Origin of the sequence: Pelagibacterium lacus (assembly GCF_003345525.1) — a bacterium.
Classification (GTDB): domain Bacteria; phylum Pseudomonadota; class Alphaproteobacteria; order Rhizobiales; family Devosiaceae; genus Pelagibacterium; species Pelagibacterium lacus.
The window spans coordinates 1-17,681 of record NZ_QQNH01000023.1; the positions used below are offsets into that span (position 1 = coordinate 1).

Annotated in this window: 22 protein-coding genes; 3 read left to right on the forward strand and 19 right to left on the reverse strand. The window is 65.6% G+C overall.

What is annotated here, in order from left to right; genetic code table 11:
• Positions 1-74: 74 nt before the first annotated feature.
• The 15 genes from DVH29_RS13070 to DVH29_RS13135 form a co-directional block, all read right to left on the reverse strand.
• Positions 75-590 (reverse strand): ferritin-like domain-containing protein, encoded by a 516-nt coding sequence (locus DVH29_RS13070; protein ID WP_114646672.1) that lies wholly within the window; start codon positions 588-590, stop codon positions 75-77.
• A 169-nt stretch (positions 591-759) separates the two neighbouring features.
• Positions 760-885, reverse strand: coding sequence for a hypothetical protein (locus tag DVH29_RS16695; protein ID WP_281270831.1), 126 nt, complete (start codon positions 883-885; stop codon positions 760-762).
• A gap of 2 nt (positions 886-887) precedes the next feature.
• Positions 888-1,118 (reverse strand): cbb3-type cytochrome oxidase assembly protein CcoS, encoded by a 231-nt coding sequence (gene ccoS, locus DVH29_RS13075; protein ID WP_439331626.1) that lies wholly within the window; start codon positions 1,116-1,118, stop codon positions 888-890.
• Between the two features lies 1 nt (position 1,119).
• Positions 1,120-3,333 carry a heavy metal translocating P-type ATPase gene (locus DVH29_RS13080; RefSeq protein WP_114646635.1) on the reverse strand — a complete coding sequence of 738 codons (2,214 nt, stop codon included), beginning with the start codon at positions 3,331-3,333 and terminating at the stop codon, positions 1,120-1,122.
• A gap of 11 nt (positions 3,334-3,344) precedes the next feature.
• Positions 3,345-4,157: a DUF2189 domain-containing protein gene (locus DVH29_RS13085; RefSeq protein WP_114646636.1), complete on the reverse strand. Its 813-nt coding sequence runs from the start codon at positions 4,155-4,157 to the stop codon at positions 3,345-3,347.
• A gap of 13 nt (positions 4,158-4,170) precedes the next feature.
• Complete coding sequence (locus DVH29_RS13090; RefSeq protein WP_114646637.1) at positions 4,171-4,374, reverse strand: hypothetical protein; 204 nt, start codon at positions 4,372-4,374, stop codon at positions 4,171-4,173.
• A 1-nt stretch (position 4,375) separates the two neighbouring features.
• Positions 4,376-5,260, reverse strand: a complete 885-nt coding sequence (gene ccoP / locus DVH29_RS13095) for a cytochrome-c oxidase, cbb3-type subunit III (protein ID WP_114646638.1) — start codon at positions 5,258-5,260, stop codon at positions 4,376-4,378.
• On the reverse strand, positions 5,257-5,421 hold the full coding sequence (locus DVH29_RS13100) for a cbb3-type cytochrome c oxidase subunit 3 (protein WP_114646639.1): 165 nt from the start codon (positions 5,419-5,421) through the stop codon (positions 5,257-5,259). The genes ccoP and DVH29_RS13100 overlap by 4 nt, the downstream gene beginning before the upstream one ends.
• A 5-nt stretch (positions 5,422-5,426) precedes the next feature.
• Positions 5,427-6,215, reverse strand: coding sequence for a cytochrome-c oxidase, cbb3-type subunit II (gene ccoO / locus DVH29_RS13105; protein WP_114646640.1), 789 nt, complete (start codon positions 6,213-6,215; stop codon positions 5,427-5,429).
• Positions 6,216-6,221: 6 nt separating this feature from the next.
• Positions 6,222-7,874 carry a cytochrome-c oxidase, cbb3-type subunit I gene (gene ccoN, locus DVH29_RS13110; protein ID WP_114646674.1) on the reverse strand — a complete coding sequence of 551 codons (1,653 nt, stop codon included), beginning with the start codon at positions 7,872-7,874 and terminating at the stop codon, positions 6,222-6,224.
• A 376-nt stretch (positions 7,875-8,250) separates the two neighbouring features.
• The gene (locus DVH29_RS13115; protein WP_114646641.1) at positions 8,251-9,075 is read right to left on the reverse strand and encodes a fumarylacetoacetate hydrolase family protein; all 825 of its coding nucleotides are present in this window, start codon (positions 9,073-9,075) and stop codon (positions 8,251-8,253) included.
• Positions 9,076-9,121: 46 nt separating this feature from the next.
• Entirely contained in the window at positions 9,122-10,057 is a 936-nt protein-coding gene (locus DVH29_RS13120; RefSeq protein WP_114646675.1) for an acetamidase/formamidase family protein, read from the reverse strand.
• Between the two features lie 21 nt (positions 10,058-10,078).
• On the reverse strand, positions 10,079-10,924 hold the full coding sequence (locus DVH29_RS13125) for an ABC transporter permease (RefSeq protein WP_114646642.1): 846 nt from the start codon (positions 10,922-10,924) through the stop codon (positions 10,079-10,081).
• Entirely contained in the window at positions 10,921-11,727 is an 807-nt protein-coding gene (locus DVH29_RS13130; RefSeq protein ID WP_114646643.1) for an ABC transporter ATP-binding protein, read from the reverse strand. Before DVH29_RS13130 ends, DVH29_RS13125 begins: the two co-directional genes overlap by 4 nt.
• Before the next feature lie 2 nt (positions 11,728-11,729).
• Positions 11,730-12,749: an ABC transporter substrate-binding protein gene (locus DVH29_RS13135; protein ID WP_114646644.1), complete on the reverse strand. Its 1,020-nt coding sequence runs from the start codon at positions 12,747-12,749 to the stop codon at positions 11,730-11,732.
• Positions 12,750-12,866: 117 nt separating this feature from the next.
• Between DVH29_RS13135 and DVH29_RS13140 the strand changes: the two genes are divergently transcribed.
• A complete protein-coding gene (locus DVH29_RS13140; RefSeq protein ID WP_114646645.1) occupies positions 12,867-13,568 on the forward strand; it encodes a GntR family transcriptional regulator in 702 nt (233 codons plus the stop codon).
• A gap of 29 nt (positions 13,569-13,597) precedes the next feature.
• On the opposite strand, the gene DVH29_RS13145 is transcribed toward DVH29_RS13140, so the two are convergent.
• Positions 13,598-13,792: a hypothetical protein gene (locus DVH29_RS13145; protein ID WP_114646646.1), complete on the reverse strand. Its 195-nt coding sequence runs from the start codon at positions 13,790-13,792 to the stop codon at positions 13,598-13,600.
• A 285-nt stretch (positions 13,793-14,077) separates the two neighbouring features.
• On the opposite strand from DVH29_RS13145, the gene DVH29_RS13150 reads away from it, so the two are divergent.
• Positions 14,078-14,413: a hypothetical protein gene (locus DVH29_RS13150; protein WP_114646647.1), complete on the forward strand. Its 336-nt coding sequence runs from the start codon at positions 14,078-14,080 to the stop codon at positions 14,411-14,413.
• 13 nt (positions 14,414-14,426) lie between these two features.
• Here DVH29_RS13150 and DVH29_RS13155 read toward each other — a convergent pair whose 3' ends face one another.
• The 3 genes from DVH29_RS13155 to DVH29_RS13165 form a co-directional block, all read right to left on the reverse strand.
• Positions 14,427-14,642 (reverse strand): hypothetical protein, encoded by a 216-nt coding sequence (locus tag DVH29_RS13155; RefSeq protein WP_114646648.1) that lies wholly within the window; start codon positions 14,640-14,642, stop codon positions 14,427-14,429.
• 86 nt (positions 14,643-14,728) lie between these two features.
• Positions 14,729-15,643, reverse strand: coding sequence for an ornithine cyclodeaminase family protein (locus tag DVH29_RS13160; RefSeq protein ID WP_114646649.1), 915 nt, complete (start codon positions 15,641-15,643; stop codon positions 14,729-14,731).
• Between the two features lie 9 nt (positions 15,644-15,652).
• The gene (locus DVH29_RS13165; protein WP_114646650.1) at positions 15,653-16,795 is read right to left on the reverse strand and encodes an alanine racemase; all 1,143 of its coding nucleotides are present in this window, start codon (positions 16,793-16,795) and stop codon (positions 15,653-15,655) included.
• Positions 16,796-17,048: 253 nt separating this feature from the next.
• On the opposite strand from DVH29_RS13165, the gene DVH29_RS13170 reads away from it, so the two are divergent.
• Positions 17,049-17,645, forward strand: coding sequence for a C40 family peptidase (locus DVH29_RS13170; RefSeq protein WP_114646651.1), 597 nt, complete (start codon positions 17,049-17,051; stop codon positions 17,643-17,645).
• Positions 17,646-17,681 lie beyond the last annotated feature (36 nt).

The following is a 17,681-nucleotide window of genomic DNA, read 5'->3' on the forward strand; positions in this document are numbered from 1 at the left end:
CCTCCAGATCATTGAATCTGGAAACCCATGAATCACACTCCCCGACAGAATTGAATCCTGAATGTCGATTGAACCTAGAGCCTCCCCGACGGTTCGGCCTCGCGCAGGGCGAGATATTGCTCGGTCACCAGCCCCACATGCTCGTCGAGCCACTGGGCCATGCGCTCCTCCTCGTCGAGGTTCTGCCGCAGCAGCAGGGCGACATTGGCGAGGCCGAGCCGGTCGCTGATCTGGATCAGCGATTTGTAGGCGGCGATCTCATAGTGCTCGAAGGCGTAATTGGCGAAAACGTCCTTGAGCACTTCGTCATCGGCGGCGATGTGGCCGAGGGCGGCCATGGCGCCGCCCAGGGACAGCACCATGTCCCTCAAGCCCGAGCGCTTCTCGCCGACCAGGGCGAAGGCCGCGTCGAGGCGCTCGATCTGTCCCTCGGTTTCGGCGATGTGCCGGGCGATGCGCGCCTGCATGTCGGGATAGTCGTCGATCCGCGCGGCCTGCGGCTTGAGGACGGAGAGGGCCTGCTTTTCCATGGCGTGCGCGTTCCTGAGCCCCGCCGCAAGGGCCAGGAACGCCTCATCATCTCGCTTCATTTCGATCTCCATGACACGGCAAGCCGCCCGGGAGCGGCGCCGAGGGATGAGAAGAAAACGAAGACGGGGAGAAGAACGTTCCGGCGGCCGGGAACGGCTGCGTTGCGGGCCGGACGGGCCGGGGCCCCAGGTCCTTATCGTGTCGCGCTTCCGAGCCGCGAAACGCCTGTCAGAACAGGCCGCCGATAAGGGCAAGGACGCTGGCCGCGGCGGCGACCGCGCTGGGGGCGAGGACGATGATGCCCGAGAGGACGGTCAGCGCCACGATCAGGGTATCCTTGGTTTTCCGGTTCAAGATCATTGCCGTGTCGCCGGGTTGCCCGGCCCTCCATCGTGTTTGTGGTCATCCTCGGCCGGAGCGGGCCGGCCGGTGTCCTGTTGCTCGTCATCCTCAAAGAGTATCCGCTCGGCGGCACCCTTGAGGTCTTCATATTGGCCGCTGCGCAGCGACCAGAGAAAGGCTCCCAGCCCCACCAGGCCCATCACCAGGCCCAGCGGGATGAGAAAGAAGATGCCGTCGATCTCCATCTCATGAACTTTCCGGCCCGCCCCGGCTGAGGCGCATGGCGTTGAGGACGACGACGATGGAGGAGAGCGACATGGCCAGCGCCGCCACCAGCGGCGTCACGAAGCCGAGCACCGCGATGGGCACCGCCACCACATTGTAGAGCATCGAGAAGCCGATATTCTGTCGCACCAGCCTGTCGGCATCCCGGGCGATGGAGAGTGCGGCGGGGACCGCCAGCAGGCTGGGGCGGGTGAAGACGATATCGGCGGCCTGGCGCCCGATATCGGCGGCCGAGGAGGGGGCGATGGACACATGCGCCGCCGCCAGCGCCGGGGCGTCGTTGAGCCCGTCGCCGACCATCACCACCTTGCGGCCCTGGGCGGCGAGACGCTCGAGCACGGCCACCTTGTCCTGCGGCAGGCATTCGGCGTGATATTGGGCAATGCCCAGGTCGCGGGCCGCCGAGGCCACCGCCCGCTCCCGGTCGCCCGACAGCAGGATGACCTCAAAACCTTTGGCGCGCAGGGCGTCGAGGGCCGGGCGGGCGTCGTCGCGATAGGCGTCCGCGAAGGCGAAGGTGGCGATGGCGACCCCGTCCCGGCTGAGCACCACTTCCGAGCCCTCGGTGCCGCTGTCGGCGGGGGCGTCCGCCGCGGCCCAGCTGCGCCGGCCCATGCGATAGGCATGGCCTCCGATAAGGGCGGCGACGCCCTGGCCGGCGATCTCCTCGATATCGGCGATTCTTTCGGGGCTGGCCAGATTGCCCGCCGCCTCGACGATGGCGTGCGACAGCGGGTGCCGCGAATGCCGCGCCAGCGCCCCGGCCAGGGCAAGGGCCTGGGGATCGATGGCCTCGGGGTTGACGAGGCTGGGCAGGCCGCGTGTCAGGGTGCCGGTCTTGTCGAACACCACCGTGTCGCTCTGCACCAGCCGCTCGATGGCCGAGCCGTCCTTGGTGAGCAGCCCGTTCTCGAACAGTTTTCGCGCTGCGACCACATGCACGATGGGCACGGCGAGCCCCAGCGCGCAGGGGCAGGTGATGATCAGCACCGCGATGGCGATGGTGAGCGAATGATACCAGTCGCCGCCGACCAGCATCCAGCCCAGCCCGGTCGCCGCCGCGGTGAGGTGCACGACCGGGGAATAGAGCTCGGACACCCGGTCGGCCAGCCGCCGATAGCGCGTGCGGCCGCCCTCGGCCACTTCCATCAGGCGGATCATCTCGGCGAGGAAGGAATCGCGCGCCCGTGCGGTGACTTCGACGAGGAGCGGGGATTGCAGGTTCATGGTGCCGGCCCGCACGGTATCGTCGGCCGCGACGGCGACCGGCTGGCTCTCCCCGGTCACCATGGCGCAATCGAGGATCGAGGCGCCCGAAACCACGCGCCCATCGACCGGCAGCCTTTCGCCGGCGGCGATGGAGAGGGTCATGCCCGGCACCAGTTCGGCCACCGGCCGATAGCGGAACCGGCCATCGGGCTCGACTGTGTTGGCGCCGCGCGGGGTGAGATTGGCCAGCCCCTTGACGGCGCTGCGGGCCCGGTCGCGCATGGCGTAGTCGAGGGTGCGGCCGATGAGGAGGAAGAACAGCAGCGTCACCGAGGCGTCGAAATAGGCGTGCTGGCCGCTGGTGACGGTCTCGTAGAGGCTGAGGGCGAAGGCGAGGGTGACGCCGATGGAGATCGGCACGTCCATATTGGTGCGGCCGCGCCGCAGCGCCTTTGCGGCCGGCTCGAAGAACACCCGGCCGGAATAGAGGAGGGTCGGCAGGGCGATGGCGGCCGATATCCAGTGGAAGAGGTCGCGGCTCGCCGCATCGGCCCCGGCCCACACCGCCACCGACAGCATCATGATATTGGCCGAGGCAAACCCGGCCACGGCCATGGCCCGGACCAGCCTGCGGTATTCGGGATCGCCCTTCTGGCCCGGCTCGTCGACGAAATTGGCCTCGAACCCGACCCCGGCCAGGGTCTCGACCAGGGGCGGGGCGGCGTCGCCCGACCATTCCACCGTGGCGCGGCGGGTGGAGAGATTGACCCGGGCGTGCGACACCGCCGGCAGCGCGGCGAGGGCCTTCTCGACCTTGCTCATGCAGCCGCCGCAATGCATGCCCGGCACCGAGAGATTGGTGCGGAACACGCCATTGCCGAGGCTCTGGCTGGCGAGCACAAGCTCGTTCTCGCCGCCCATGACGGGCTCGGTGCCGGGACCCTCCAATGTCGCCTCGACGCTCATGGCCGTGCCCTTCAGTCCCCGATCATGTCGCGATAGGCGTGCCAGGTGGCGTGGCCGAGCAGCGGGAAGATGACGATGAAGCCGATGAGCGCCGTGGCGATCGAGACGATCACCAGCGCCAGAACCACGGCGCCCCAGGCCAGCATCACCGGAAAATTGTTCCACACCAGCGCCATGGATGTGCCCATGGCGGTGAGGGCGTCGGTGCGCCGGTCGAGCAGCATCGGAACCGAAAAGGCGCTGACGGCGAAGCCGAAGGCGGCGAACAGCCCGCCCACGCAGACGCCGGTGAACAGCATGGCGAGGCCCAGAGGCGTCCCGAAGATCAGCGGAATGGATTCGGCGATGCCCGGAAAGGCGCGATAGCCGTAGAACAGCGCATAGACGATGACCGCCGCGCGGATCCAGACCAGGGCGAGCAGCGACAGCATCAGCCCGACGAAAAACACCTGCCCGCCCGACGCGGCCTTGACGCCCATCAGGTCGGCGAGGGTGACGGGCTCGTTCCGCGCCAGCTTGGCGCTCTTTTGATAGAGGCCCATGGCCAGCAGCGGGGCCATGATGAGAAAGCCCGAAAGCGTCGGCAGGAGGATATAGTCGATATTGAACTCGAACAGGCAATAGATGAGCAGCGCCGAGATGAAGCTCACCATCAGGCCATAGAGAAGGCTCGGCCACGGATCGGTATAGACATCGTGCCAGCCGGCCTTGAGCCAGGAAAAGACGCGGCTGGGCGGGTAATTGCGCTGCAATTCGGGCGAATGGGTCTTCTCGATGCCCGAAGGCTTGCTCAAGAGCCAGTAACGTTCGTCCGTTTCACTCATGGGAAAGCCCTCTCTAGCACGACGATTTGGCGGCGCTGTATTGCCCCGCCCGCATTTCGCCCGGCTTGGCGTGATCGACGCAAGCGGGCTGGGAAGCGAAAGAGACATAGATGAGGTGAGCATTGGCGCCGACAAAGACGGCGACGCCCAGAACGATGGCCGCGATGACCAGCCATCGCGTACGGCCACGGCTCCGGGCTGGGTTGCTCACCGCCATGCTAGGGTCTCCCCGAGCTCAGCGAATGGACATAGAGCGCCAGGACCTGGATCTCGGTCGGGGTCAGGCGGTCTTCCCAATAGGGCATGTGTCCGACGCGCCCGCCATGCACCGAGGCGATGATCTGCTCGATCTCGCCGCCATAAACCCAGGCGTCATCGGTGAGGTTGGGCGCACCCGACCCCGGAATGCCGGTGGCATCCTGGCCGTGACAGCCGGCGCAATTGGTCGCGAAGGTCTGGCTTCCGGCTTCGAGGCGCTCGAAATTGTCCACGGTGGAATAGTCGGGATTGCTCAGCGAATAGACGTAATGGGCGACGTTGCGGACCTCGGCGGTGGTCAGCATCTGCTCGCGGCCGAAGGCGGGCATCTGCGCAAAGCGGGTCTCGGCATGCTGGGCGTTGATGCCGATGCGCATGGTATCCATAATGTCGGCCACGCTGCCGTCACCCCAGATCCAGTCATGGTCGGTGAGGTTGGGATAGCCGATGCCCCCGCGCGCGTCGCGACCATGGCAGGCGGCACAATTGTCGCCGAACAGCTGGTGCCCGGCTTCGGTGACCCGCACCATGAGCGCCCGGTCGGCGAGGATTTCCGCATCCGACTTCTCCAGCAGCGCATCGCTCCAGGAGGCGCGGGCGAGCCGGTTCTCGGCCACTGCTTCATCGGCGCTGGTGAACTGGCTGACGCCAAGAATGCCCGGCGTATAGGTGGTCCCAAGCGGGAAGGCCGGCATCAGAATCCACCAGATGAGCGCGAACGCATGGGTCACGATCACAAAGAGCAGGATGCCGCGCGGCACGGGCGTATCGAGCTCCGTGAGGCCGTTCCATTCGTGTCCCGTGGTGGACTCCCCGGTTAAATCGTCCCGTTTAACCTCGCTCATGGCCTATCGTCCTTGCGCAGAATGGAGTTCTTGGCATCGGTGAACTTCTTCCGGTTCCTGGGCCAGAACGTGTAGATGCAGACCGCGATCGCCATGGCGATCAGATAAAACAATCCCCAGCTCTTGGAAAAGGCTACCAACGTGCCGTGATCGATATCCATCAGACTCACTCCTGGTCGGGAGGCGCGATCAATTCCGAAGCGAGCGCGCCAGCGGCGGCGGGCGCTTCGTCGGAATCGGGCTGTAGATAGGCCACATCGGTCAAGCGTCCGAGCACTTGCAGATACGCAACCAATGCGTCCATCTCGGTAACCGTTCCCCTTATGCCGTCGAAGGTGCTGATCTCGGTGGCTTCGCCATAGCGCTCGATGACCGCGCTGGCCTGGCTGCTGTCGGGATTGGCCTGGCCGATGGCGTCCATGGCCGCATTCTCGATCATCTCGTCGGTGTAGGGAACGCCGACCATGCGCTGGGCGCGCAGCATGGCGGGGAGCTGATAGACGTCGAGCTGGTTCTCGGCCAGCCACGGATAGGCGGGCATGTTGGATTCCGGGGTCACCTGGCGCGGATTGATCAGATGCGCCACGTGCCAGATGTCGGAATATTTCCCGCCCACGCGGGCGAGGTCCGGCCCCGTCCGCTTGGAACCCCATTGGTGCGGGTGGTCATATTGCGACTCGGCGGCGAGGGAATAGGGCCCGTAGCGGTCGACCTCGTCGGCCAGGGTGCGCACCATCTGCGAATGGCAGGCATAGCAGCCTTCCTTGACGTAGATGTCGCGCCCGGCCAGTTCCAGCGGCGTATAGAGCCGCATGTCGGGCACGTCCTCGACCGTCTCGTCGATGGTGAAAAGCGGAATGATCTCCACGATGCCGCCGACGCTGGCCGCCGCGATGATGGCGAGAACGAAGCCGATCGCCGTCCGTTCCAGTTTGCGATGGAAGATTTCTGCCACGGTTCTTTACTCCGCCGGAGTGGGTTGGGGATCGGAAGCGACCAGGATGGGCGTATCGGCCCTGTCCTCGTCGGCGACGGGGCCGCGCTTGGCGGTCATGTAGATATTGTACGTCGCAACGATCGCGCCGATGAGGAACAACAGGCCCCCCAGGGTCCGGGCGATGTAGTAGGGATACATGGCCACCAGCGTATCGACGAAGGAATAGGCCAGCGTATTGCCCTCGGTATAGGTGCGCCACATGAGGCCCTGCACGATGCCGGAATTCCACATGGCAAAGACGTAGATCAGCGTTCCGGCCAGCGAGAGCCAGAAATGCACCTCGACCAACTTGTTCGAATACATGCCCGAGCGCTTCCACAGCGAGGGAACCACCGTATAGAGCGAGCCGAAGGTGATCAGCGCCACCCAGCCCAGCGCCCCGGCATGCACGTGCCCCACCGTCCAGTCGGTATAGTGCGACAGCGCGTTGACCGGCCGGATGGCCATGAACGAGCCCTCGAAGGTGGTGAGACCGTAAAAGATCGCGGCGACCACCATGAAGCGCAACGTCGCATCGTCGCGGACCTTGTGCCATGCCCCCCGCAGGGTCATCAGCGCGTTGCCGGCCGAGGCCCAGGAGGGCACCAGCAGCATGACCGAGAAGGTCACCCCCAGGGTCTGCACCCAATGGGGCAGGGCGGTATAGTGCAGGTGGTGCGAACCGGCCCACATATAGAAGAAGGTAATGCCCCAGAAGCCCAGGATCGACAGGCGATAGGAAAAGATCGGCCGGTTGGCCCGCTTGGGCAGATAGTAATACAGCATGGCCAGGAAGCCCGCGGTGAGGAAGAACGCCACCGCGTTATGCCCGTACCACCACTGGATCATCGCATCCTGCACCCCGGCCCAGACGATGTAGCTCTTGGCGCTGCCCAGCGAGACCGGCACGGCGATGTTGTTGACGATGTGCAGCATGGCAACCACGACGATGAACGCCAGGTAATACCAGTTCGAGACGTAGATATGGGGTTCCTTGCGCCGCGCCAGGGTGCGCAGATAGAGGATCAGATAGGTGACCCAGACGACGACCAGCCAGATATCGGCATACCATTCCGGCTCGGCATATTCCTTGGACTGGGTGATGCCCATGAAATAGCCGGTGACGGCCAGGATGCAGAACAGGTTGTAGCCGAACAGCACGAACCACGGCGAGACGTTGCCGGCCAGCCGGGCGCGCGAGGTGCGCTGCACCACGTGGAAGGAGGTGGCGATCAGCGCGTTGCCGCCGAAGCCGAAGATGACGCCGGTGGTATGGCTGGGGCGGAGGCGCCCGAAGCCCGACCAGGCCTGGCCGAATTCCAGCTCGGGCCAGGCGAGCTGGGCGGCAACCCAGACCCCCATGAACATGCCGAAAATGGCCCACACCATGGTGAAGGCGATGCCGACCCGGGTCGGGTCGTCATAATAGACCGTGGAGCGGTCTCCGGTCGGCTCGGGGTCGTTGTAGCGGTTGAGGAGATAGAGCAGGGCGCCCAGGCACAGGGCGACGATCAGGAGGCCATGGACGCCCAGCGGGTCCCTGATCCCGGCGATGGCCAGGATCGCCCCGAGGGCGAGGACGGCCAGAACGATGACAATGCACTCCTGGCGTTCCGGCTTGGTGAGTTGTGCGACCATGTGGCCCTCCTTGATGCTGCCGCGCCCCGAGAGGCTACACAAGCGGCGTGGCCCGTCAATGTGAACGTGCTGCTAACGAGTTGGTATTGCGGGAAAATGACGGTCGGGAGCAGATGCTCGTGTTCCGGTCTGCCGGTCGACCCGCCATCGCGGGCCCGTCTCGGTGAGCGCAGCCATTGGCCCCTCCAAACATGCACATCCGATTCATGTATTAAATCCCCGAAATGTTCAACGGACAAGGGCTCAGAAAGTCTGCGGCAAATTGGAGAACCGGTGGGTTCTGTCGTTACTGTCTCGATTACAGTCGCGGCGAAGAAAAAAAAGAGGGCAGGATGCCGCTGCGGCATCCTGCCCTGTTTCTCGCCGTGACCGGGGGTCAGGCGGTGATGCGGTTTTCCAGGGTGGGGATGCCCTCGATCTCGATCCGCACCACGTCGCCGGCCTTCATCCACACCGGCGGCTTACGAGCGAAGCCCACGCCGGACGGGGTGCCGGTGACGATGACGTCGCCGGGATGGAGGGTCATGATCTCGCTGACATCGGCGATGATCCGGGGCAGGTCGAAGATCATGTCTGCGGTATTGCCGTCCTGCATCACCTCGCCGTTGAGCACGGTGCGGATGGACAGGCCGCTGGCGAAGGGCGGCAGTTCGTCGGCGGTGACGATCACCGGACCGAGCGGGCCGGTGCGGTCGAAATTCTTGCCCGAGGCCCATTGCAGCGTGCGTGACTGGTAGTCGCGGACCGAGATGTCGTTGAAGGCGGTGTAGCCGAAGATGTGGTCGGCTGCGTCGGCCTGGGAGATGTTCCGGCCGGTCTTGCCGATGATCACCGCCAACTCGGCCTCATAGTCGAGCTTGTGCGACACGGCCGGCACGGCGATGTCCTCATTGGCTGCCGCGAGGCTGGTGGTGGTGCGCAAAAAGAGGGTCGGATGCTCGGGGGGCGTGCGCCCGCCCTCCTTGGCGTGCTCGAGATAGTTGAGGCCGAGGCAGACGATCTTGCCCGGATTGGGCACGGCCGGCAGCAGCTCGACTTCGGAGAGGGCAAGGCCGGGAGCAAGGGTGTCCTGCCCGGCGCGGATCGCCTCGATAGTTTCGATGACCTCGATCATGCCGGCGGCCTCGAGGGGATGGATGGTGTCACCGACCACCACCCCCACCCCGGGGCGGGAATTGTGCGAGAAGCTGACGAACTGCATAGTGATACTCCTGGATAGGCCGGTTGCGGCTCATTGTAGTGGGAGGTCAGTGAAAGACCGATTTGGCGAGCATGGCGTGGACCCCCATGCGGCCGTTGACGACCTGGGAGATCCGCAGATCCATGGCGAGGGAACACAGGATATAGGCGTCGGTGCGCGAGAGCCCGTGCACCCGCACGACCCACGCGATCATCGCCCGCCCGGCCATTTTCGCGGCCTGGTGCAGGTCCTCGTCCATGCCCATGGTGATGAGATGGGTGGCGGTTTCCGCATGCGGCGCGGCGATGGGCATGTCCCGGACCACCCGCAGGCGCAGCGTGCCGCGCAGGGAGGCCTCCGCCGCCGTGAGGTTGACCTCGCCATCCCCTTGCGTGGCATGGCCGTCGCCGACCGAGAACAGCGCCCCGTCATGGAATACCGGCAGATAGAGGGTCGCCCCGGCGGTCAATTCGGTGACGTCGAGATTACCGCCGAACGGTCCGGGAATCCGCGAGGTCCAGCGCTCATCGAGATCGGGGGCGACGCCCATGATGCCGAAAAAGCAGCGCATGGGCACCCGGACCCGATCGGAGACCAGAACCTCGCGCCGGGCGCGGTCGAGCTCCAGCACGGTCAGCCGGCCCTCGGGAAAATCCTCGGGCAGCAGGCCAAAGCCCATCCCGCCCGGCTGGATGCGGTTATAGGCATGGCCGAGCAACGGCTCCACCGCCTCGATATCGATGGCTAGGGTGTCGCCGGGCGCCGCCCCCTCCACATGCACCGGCCCGGTCAACAGGTGCGGGCCGGGGCCGATATCGGTCACCGAAGCGATGATGGCTTCGAGCTCTGGGGTGAGCAGTTCGGGGAACTGCTCACCGCGCGGGTAGGAGAGGGTTTCGACCTCGAGCCGCTCCCCGTCCGCCACCTCCAGCACGGGGGAGAGGGCGGGGCTGAAATAGCCCCAATGCACCGTCTGCGGCGTGGCTTTGAGAACTTTGCGCATGATGGCGTCCATGATCGGCCTCTATTCCCGCCCCGGATCGCTATTGCGCCAGAAGACGACATAGCGCTCCAGCACGGTGACGAAGCCGAACAGGGCGACGCCGAGCAGGCTGAGATAGATGATGAGCGCAAAGACGCGCGCCGTATCGAGCTGGGTCGCCGCGATGCGGATCAACTCGCCGACCCCCTTGCCGCCGCCGAGGAATTCGGCGGTGATCGCCCCGGCCATCACCGAGAGCGAGGCGATCTTCAGCCCGGTGAAGATCTGCGGCAGCCCGGCCGGAATCTTGAGATGGATCAGCGTCTTGAGGCGTGACACGCCCATGGTGCGGAACAGCATGAGCGAATTCTCGTCGGCCGAGCGTACCCCGGCCGCCGTGCCCACGATGACCGGGAACAGCGAGACATAGACCGCCAGCGCGATCTTGGATTCGATGCTGAACCCGAACCAGGCCACAAAGAGCGGCGCGAAGGCGATCTTGGGCATGGTGTCGAGCGCCACCAGATAAGGCATGACGGCGCGCTCGCCGAAGCGGGTCTCGCTGACCAGTATGCCGAGGAGTATGCCCACCACAACGGCGATGGCAAAGCCCCAGAGAACCTCCTGGGTGGTGATCCACATGGCGCTGAGCACATAGCCGCCGGTAAAGAGGTTGGCGCCCACGGTGATGAGCTGGTTGAGCGTCTGCAGCGGCGTGGGCAGGATCAGGGGCGAGACGATGCCCGACGCCGTCACCAGATACCACAGAAGGACGATGGCCGCCCCGAACCCGAGAATGGAGACCGGCTGCGGAATCCGGTCGAACAGGGTGGGGCCATCCCCATGATCTGCAATGGGAGCGCTCTGCTCGGCTGCCTCCACGGTCATGTTCTGCTCCCCTCATCAAGCAAGCGGCGGATGTGTCTGACATAGTCGCCAAACATCGGATCGGTGGTCATGTCCAGCGTGCGGGGCCGGGGAAGCTCGATCTTGACTTCCTCGATCACCCGGCCGGGCCTCGGCGCCATGACATAGACGGTGTCGGACAGCAGAACGGCTTCCGCGATGGAATGAGTGACGAGGAAGGCGGTGGCGTTGCGCTCCATGCAGATGCGTTGCAATTCCATGTTCATGAAATCGCGCACGATCTCGTCGAGCGCGCTGAACGGCTCGTCGAGCAGCAGCACGGCGGGCTCGGTGATCAGCATGCGGCAGATGGCGGCGCGCTGGGCCATGCCCCCCGACAATTGTGAGGCATAGGCCGCCTCGAAGCCCTTGATGCCGACCAGATCCATGAGGGCTTCCGCCTTCTCGCGGGCCGCCTTGGCGGCGGCCTTGCCCTCGCGCATGCTGATGGGCAGCAGGATATTGTCGATGGTGGTGCGCCAGGGCAGCAGCGTTGCCTGCTGGAACATCATGCCGATATCCGGGCGCGGCTTCGTCACCGGGGTGCCGCGCAACTCCACGGTGCCCGAGGTGGCGGGCAACAGGCCGGCCATGATCTTGAGCAGGGTGGACTTGCCGCAGCCCGACGACCCGATGACCGAGGAGAAGCTCCCCTCGGGCAGGTCGATACTGACGCCCTTGAGGGCCACCAGCGCGTTGCGCTGGTAGACCTTGCCGACATTTTCAAGGCGATAGACCGTCGACGCGCTGGGCGCGTCGACCTGTTCGGATGTAGCCAGGGCCATTGTCACTCACTCAGGACCGAGTTCCACTCTTCGACGAACTCATTGGTGAACACGTCTTCGAGGTTTTCGACCGGGGTCGCCAGTTCGCCCGAGGCGAGCAGGCTCTGATGCCAGGCTTCCCAGGCCTCAAGGCTCTGATAGCCCCAGCCCAGGGACGGATCGTGCGGGGTCTGGCGGATGACGATCTGGCCGATCAGTGATTCGGCGAATTCCCGGTCCTCGACTTCCTGCGGGTTGATAGCGGCCACCGCCTGGATCACCGCGTCGATGTTTTCCGGCTGGGAGACGAAATCGGCGCCGCGCACCAGAGCCCGGCCGAAGCCTTCGACCAGCTCGGGGTTTTCCGCGATGAGGCTGTCGAGCACCACGAGGCCGTTGCCGAAGAAGGAGCGGAACTTTTCCGGGGTGAGGTTGCGCAGCGTCATGCCGCGGGTGTTGATGATCGCCGCGTCATTGGTGGCGGCGGCATAGGCATCGATATCCCCGCGCAGGAACGCGGCGACGGCCTGCCCGCCTTCCCCGACTTCGAGGAACGTGTAGTCTTCGTCCTCGACAAGGCCGATCTCGTCGAAGATCGAGCGGGCGAAGGAGGTTTCGGCGCCATCGGCGGTGCCGACGCCGATGATCTTGCCCTCAAGGTCGGCGGGATCATGAAATTCGGTGCTGTCGAGCACCACGATGCTGAAGGAGCTGTTGGGATTGAGGCGATAGATCCACTTGGCTTCCAGTCCGCTCTGATGGGCGGCAAGGAAGGTGCCGGCGCCCGGATTGGCGATATGGGCCTGGCCGGCGGCAAGCGCCTGGATCAGCGGACCCGAGCCATTGACCGCCTCGACGCGGACGCGGAGGCCTTCATCGGCGAAAAAGCCCTGATCCATGGCGGCGGCGACGGGCTGGATCAGGATGGCGGACGGATTGGGGACGACGAGAATGACCTCTTCGAGGTCCTGGGCCAGGGCCGGCGACGAAAGCGCCAGGGTGGTGCCGGCAAGAATATGAATGATTCTGGATCTATACGACATAATTACATCCTCCGAGCGTATGGAACCCGGATTTTGTAGGATATGAAAAATTGACAGTCAATCCGGTTAATTATATCTGGATGATGTGGATTATGGTTGATTTTTAAGGGGTCGAAAATGAGCAATGCGACGCTCGACAAGGACGGGCCGGGGGGGCCTGCGAGCAAGGCGACCGGGGCCAGCATCGCCTTTCTGGCCTTGCGGCGCGACATCCTGACCGGCGCGCTCAAGCCCGGCCAGCGGCTCAAGATCGAGGATTTGCGGCAGGCCTACAATTATACGGCCAACCCGATGCGCGAAGCGCTCAACCGCCTCGCGGCGGAGGGGCTGGTCAATTTCGCCGACCAGCGGGGCTTTTCGGTGGCCGCCGTGTCACTGGCCGAATGGCGGGAGATCGTCCGGGCCCGGTGCCTCGTGGAAAGCTGCGTGCTGCGCGAATCGATCCAGAACCGCACCAATGACTGGGAGGACGAGATCGTCCTCTCGCTGCACCGCCTGACCCGCACGTCGCGTTTCGCGCCGGGGGACCAGAAGCGCGCCAACCCGGACTGGGAAACCAACCACCACCGCTTCCACCGCGCCCTGCTGGCCAATTGCAACTCGTCCATCCTGCTCGATTTCTGCGAGGAACTGCGCGAAAAATCCGACCGCTACCGGCACATCGCCTCCATCTCCCCCCAGGCCCGGACCTCCTATGACGAGGAGCACACCAATATCGCCAAGGCGGCCATGGACGGAAACGCCGAAACGGCGACCGCCCTGCTCGAGCGCCACTACAGGATGACGCTGACGGTGGTGGAGGAGTATTTCAGGGAGTGAGGGCGAGGGGCCGGGGGTAATTCCGAACCCTAGCCGATCGGTTCGATGGAGGACACGGCCCGTTCGAACAGCGAGAGTTCGGCGGTCTTGTCGGAATAGCCGGCGGCGACGCGGTTGACCACGATGAACCCGCTGTCGCACAGTTCGATGGACAGGGCCGCGAGCGGGCGCTTGTCCTCGATCTCAAAGACCTGCCCGTTCCGAAGTGAAACCTTGTAGCGCATGAGGACCGCCCCAACTCCAACCGATCATGGGTTCGGTATGACGCAGGACGCGCCCCGAATCCAGCCTCCCGACCTCTAAACCCACCGCTATTGTTCAATAAAGCGAACCGAAGGCCCGGGCGGCGCCCTCCGCCTTTCGCCATACCCCCTGAACAGGGGGTGGCGCGGCCGTCGATCCTGCCGAAAAACTCGGCGGTTGAGGGAGAGGAAGGGCCGATTTCATTGCCGGCCATCGGCGATGCGGGAGGTTTCCCGGATTTTTCCCGAACCTTGGGGAGTTGAATTATGAAAAGCAAACTTGTTATCGCCGGTCTTGCGCTGGCCGCGTTGCTCGTCGCGACGGCGGCACATGCCCAAAACTATAACCGCCGCGTCAAGATCGAGAACTATACGTCCAAGACCATGATGTATTTTTACGCCTCGAATGTGGATCGCACCACGTGGGAGGAAGACATCCTGGGCAGTTCCGTGGTGGCCTCGGGCCATTCGGTGATGATCAACATCGATGACGGATCGGGCTATTGCCGCTTCGACTTCCGCGCCATCTTCGCCGATGGCTCCGAAGCGGTGCGGTCCGGCGTCAATGTCTGCGAGGTCGGCGTCTATACCTATTATGACTGAACGGGCGGCGCGGTCACAAGGGACGGCCTGACGGCGAGGGCCGTTGGGTCAGCTGGCTGACGCGCTGCTCGATGAGGCGGCGGATGTCGCCCTCGGTCGGCCGTGCGCGATCGATCGGCGCATAGGAGGCGATGGTCGTGGTCGCATTGCTGCTGCGCAGGCGGGCGGTGAACGAAACCGCGGTTCCCTCCGCATTGATCGCCAGGCTGTCGATGCTCAGATGCCGCACGCTGCGCCTCCGTTGCAGGAGACCCCAGCATGCCCCGCCTATCGGGCGGGGTGATGGCGCAACGGGGGCGAAACCTTGCCCGGCGCTCAGCCGAGAAGGGCGAGGAGCGCCCGGGCGACATAGAGGTCCTGCAGGGCAAGGCCGGAGCTGTCGAAGACGGTGATCTCGTCGTCGTCGCGCCGCCCCGGCGCTTCGCCCGCGAGGACGGCGCCGATGGCGGTGAGAGAAGCGTCGGGCGCCGCGTGCTGGAACTCGCCGATGCGGCGGGACTGCTCGGGCAGGTCGCAAAACAGCCGGGCCCGGGACAGGAGCTGCGCGGGGAGTTCCTGCTTGCCCGTCGCGTCCGATCCCATGGACGACACATGAGTGCCCGGCCGCACCCACGCGGCATCGAACAGCGCCGCGCGGGCCGTGGTCGCGGTGACGATGATGTCGGCGGCGCGGCAGGCCTCCTCGGCGGCGGCGGCCCGGGCGGCAATGCCGCGTTCGGCCAGCCCGGCGATGAAGGCGTCGCGCGCCGGCTCCGAGCGCCCGACCGCGAGGATGTCGCGCAGTTTGCGGATTCGGGCCAGCGCGGCGACCTCGTAGCCGGCCTGATGGCCGGTGCCGAACACCGCCAGCACCGAGGCGTCGCGGCGGGCGAGCGCGTCGGTCGCCACCGCATCGGCGGCCGCGGTGCGATAGGCATTGACCGTGCCGGCCTCGATCACCGCCCCGATGCGGCCGCTGTCCTGATCGATGAGCAGGACGGTGGAATTGTGCCGCGGCCAGCCGCGCGCCGCATTGCCGGGCCAGTAGGACCCGACCTTGAGGCCGGCGATATCGGGCCCGGCGCCCGACTTGACGGTGAAGGTGTCGGCCGGATCGGACCCATGCCCCAGCACCACGGGGAAACTCGCGGTCTGCGGCTGGATGGCGGCGATCAGCGCCGCCCGCACCGCTTCATAGGCGATCTCATGGGTGATGAGGCGCGCGGATTGCTCCTCGGTGACGATCTGCATAGCGTTCTCCTACCAGCCGCCGAAGCGGTCCCACCGCGCCAGCGGCAGGCCCTCCCCGGCGGGGATGACGTCATAGTGGTCGAACTGGCTCGCCGTGGCGCAGGCATGGTTGGGCAGGATGCGCAATTGCGTGCCGACCGCAAGATCGGGCAGGGCCGCGTCGCTGCCGGGTCGCAGGGCGATGAGGCCATGCTCCTGATTGGCGGAGACGAGGATCAGGTCGGGGAACACGCGGCCATCCACGTCGCAGACCAGCCCATAGCCCTGATCGACGGCCTGGCTTGCCGTGCCCCGGTCGGACGACATGGCCATCCAGCCGGCGTCGACGAGAATCCAGCCGCGGGCCGGCTGGTGGCCGATCACCGTGGTCAGCACCGACAGGGCGATGTCCTCGAGGCCGCAGACGCCGATGCCGGCCATGACGAGGTCGAAGAAGGTGTGCACCCCGGCCCGCACCTCGGTGACGCCGTCGAGATTGCGGGCGGCATGGGCGGTGGGGGTGGAGCCGACGCTGACCACCGGGCAGGGCAGTCCGGCGGCGCGCAAACGCCCTGCGGCGCCGGCAGCGGCGGCCCGTTCGCCCTCGGCGGCGGCAGCCTGGGCCGCTTCGCCCACCGCGCCATAGCTTTCGCCGGCATGGGCCAGAACGCCCCGCAGCGCGGCCCCCGCATGGAGGCGGCGCCCGATGTCGAGCAGCAGATCATCGTCCGGCGCGATGCCGCCGCGATGGCCGTCGCAATCGATCTCGATGAGGGCGGGGATGGGCGCGCCGGCGGCCCGCGACGCGGCGACCACGGCATCGGCCTGGGCCGGCGTATCGAGGATAACGGCGAGGTCGCACCCGGCGGCCCGCAAGGCGGCGACGCGCGGCAGCTTTTGCGGGGCGATGCCCACGGCATAGAGGATGTCCCGCACCCCGGCCGCGAAGAACACTTCCGCCTCGCGCAAGGTCGAGACGGTCGCCGGCCCGGTGCCGTCCGCGAGTAGGCGACGGGCGATCTCGACCGATTTGGCGGTCTTGAGATGGGGACGCAGCGCAACGCCGAGCCCGGCCATGCGCCGGCGCAGCCGCTCGATATTGGCGAGCATGCGCCGCTCGTCGAGCACGAGGGCAGGGGTGGGAAGCTGGGCCAACTGGTCTGCGAGGGTCATGCGGGTCTCCCTTTTTGGGGCGAGGCCAAGGATGGGGGCGGCGCCGCACCGCTTCCACCGGCATGAACTGCCCCCGAACACGCCCATGGTGCCGTCAACCGCCCATGGACGCAAGCCGCGACGCGGCCAGGACGGGCCGCTTCGGGGAAAGGTGAGGTGGAATGGGTAATGCAGAAGGGCCGCGCTCGACAAATGCGCCAGCGACAGCCAAAACAAAACCTGACCGTGTAGGTAATGAGGGAGCGCTCTGGTGATGAACCGTGAGATCGTCAAGTTGAGTGCCGGTCTTTTGCTCGCCGTAATAGTGTTCGGCGCCGGCGCAATTGGCTGGCGCCTGCGCGATAGCCATCATCCGCAGGATGTATCCGACCGACAGGCTGCGATCGCCCTGGAAATCGCTCTCGAAAAGCTCGGTGACCCCTATGTCTGGGGGGCAAGAGGCCCCGACAGCTTCGATTCCAGCGGCATCATCGTATATGCCTACCAGCAGGCGGTGCCCTATACCGCGTTCAGAGTGGGCGATGGCTGGTGGCCGGGCTATTCGTCCAACGCCAACCATCGCGATATCTACACCTGGAACTTTCGGGAAATGCCGCTCGACGACCTGCGCCCGGGTGATCTCGTCTATATCAGCGATGGTTCCGCGGACGTGACCCACGGCATGTTTTTCGTCGGCTGGGAGGCTGACGGAATCATGGAAGTTCTCGATGCGTCATCGCGCCTGATGCGCGTCGCGCGCCAGACCTGGCCGGTGGAAGGCGAAGTGCGGGGGCAGAAGTTCGTTGCCGCCGGCCGCTTGCAGATCAACGCGAGAGAAGAGTGGCTGCGCCACGAACCCGAAGCGCCATAGGAGGTGTCGAGGCGCTCCAAGTCATTGTTTTGTCGC

Coding starts and splice junctions, on each gene's coding strand:
- DVH29_RS13070 (WP_114646672.1), bottom strand. CDS start 590: ATGAAGCGAGATGATGAGGCGTTCCTGGCCCTTGCGGCGGGGCTCAGG.
- ccoS (WP_439331626.1), bottom strand. CDS start 1,118: ATGGAGATCGACGGCATCTTCTTTCTCATCCCGCTGGGCCTGGTGATG.
- DVH29_RS13080 (WP_114646635.1), bottom strand. CDS start 3,333: ATGAGCGTCGAGGCGACATTGGAGGGTCCCGGCACCGAGCCCGTCATG.
- DVH29_RS13085 (WP_114646636.1), bottom strand. CDS start 4,157: ATGAGTGAAACGGACGAACGTTACTGGCTCTTGAGCAAGCCTTCGGGC.
- DVH29_RS13090 (WP_114646637.1), bottom strand. CDS start 4,374: ATGGCGGTGAGCAACCCAGCCCGGAGCCGTGGCCGTACGCGATGGCTG.
- ccoP (WP_114646638.1), bottom strand. CDS start 5,260: ATGAGCGAGGTTAAACGGGACGATTTAACCGGGGAGTCCACCACGGGA.
- DVH29_RS13100 (WP_114646639.1), bottom strand. CDS start 5,421: ATGGATATCGATCACGGCACGTTGGTAGCCTTTTCCAAGAGCTGGGGA.
- ccoN (WP_114646674.1), bottom strand. CDS start 7,874: ATGGTCGCACAACTCACCAAGCCGGAACGCCAGGAGTGCATTGTCATC.
- DVH29_RS13115 (WP_114646641.1), bottom strand. CDS start 9,075: ATGCAGTTCGTCAGCTTCTCGCACAATTCCCGCCCCGGGGTGGGGGTG.
- DVH29_RS13120 (WP_114646675.1), bottom strand. CDS start 10,057: ATGCGCAAAGTTCTCAAAGCCACGCCGCAGACGGTGCATTGGGGCTAT.
- DVH29_RS13125 (WP_114646642.1), bottom strand. CDS start 10,924: ATGACCGTGGAGGCAGCCGAGCAGAGCGCTCCCATTGCAGATCATGGG.
- DVH29_RS13130 (WP_114646643.1), bottom strand. CDS start 11,727: ATGGCCCTGGCTACATCCGAACAGGTCGACGCGCCCAGCGCGTCGACG.
- DVH29_RS13135 (WP_114646644.1), bottom strand. CDS start 12,749: ATGTCGTATAGATCCAGAATCATTCATATTCTTGCCGGCACCACCCTG.
- DVH29_RS13140 (WP_114646645.1), top strand. CDS start 12,867: ATGAGCAATGCGACGCTCGACAAGGACGGGCCGGGGGGGCCTGCGAGC.
- DVH29_RS13145 (WP_114646646.1), bottom strand. CDS start 13,792: ATGCGCTACAAGGTTTCACTTCGGAACGGGCAGGTCTTTGAGATCGAG.
- DVH29_RS13150 (WP_114646647.1), top strand. CDS start 14,078: ATGAAAAGCAAACTTGTTATCGCCGGTCTTGCGCTGGCCGCGTTGCTC.
- DVH29_RS13160 (WP_114646649.1), bottom strand. CDS start 15,643: ATGCAGATCGTCACCGAGGAGCAATCCGCGCGCCTCATCACCCATGAG.
- DVH29_RS13165 (WP_114646650.1), bottom strand. CDS start 16,795: ATGACCCTCGCAGACCAGTTGGCCCAGCTTCCCACCCCTGCCCTCGTG.
- DVH29_RS13170 (WP_114646651.1), top strand. CDS start 17,049: ATGAACCGTGAGATCGTCAAGTTGAGTGCCGGTCTTTTGCTCGCCGTA.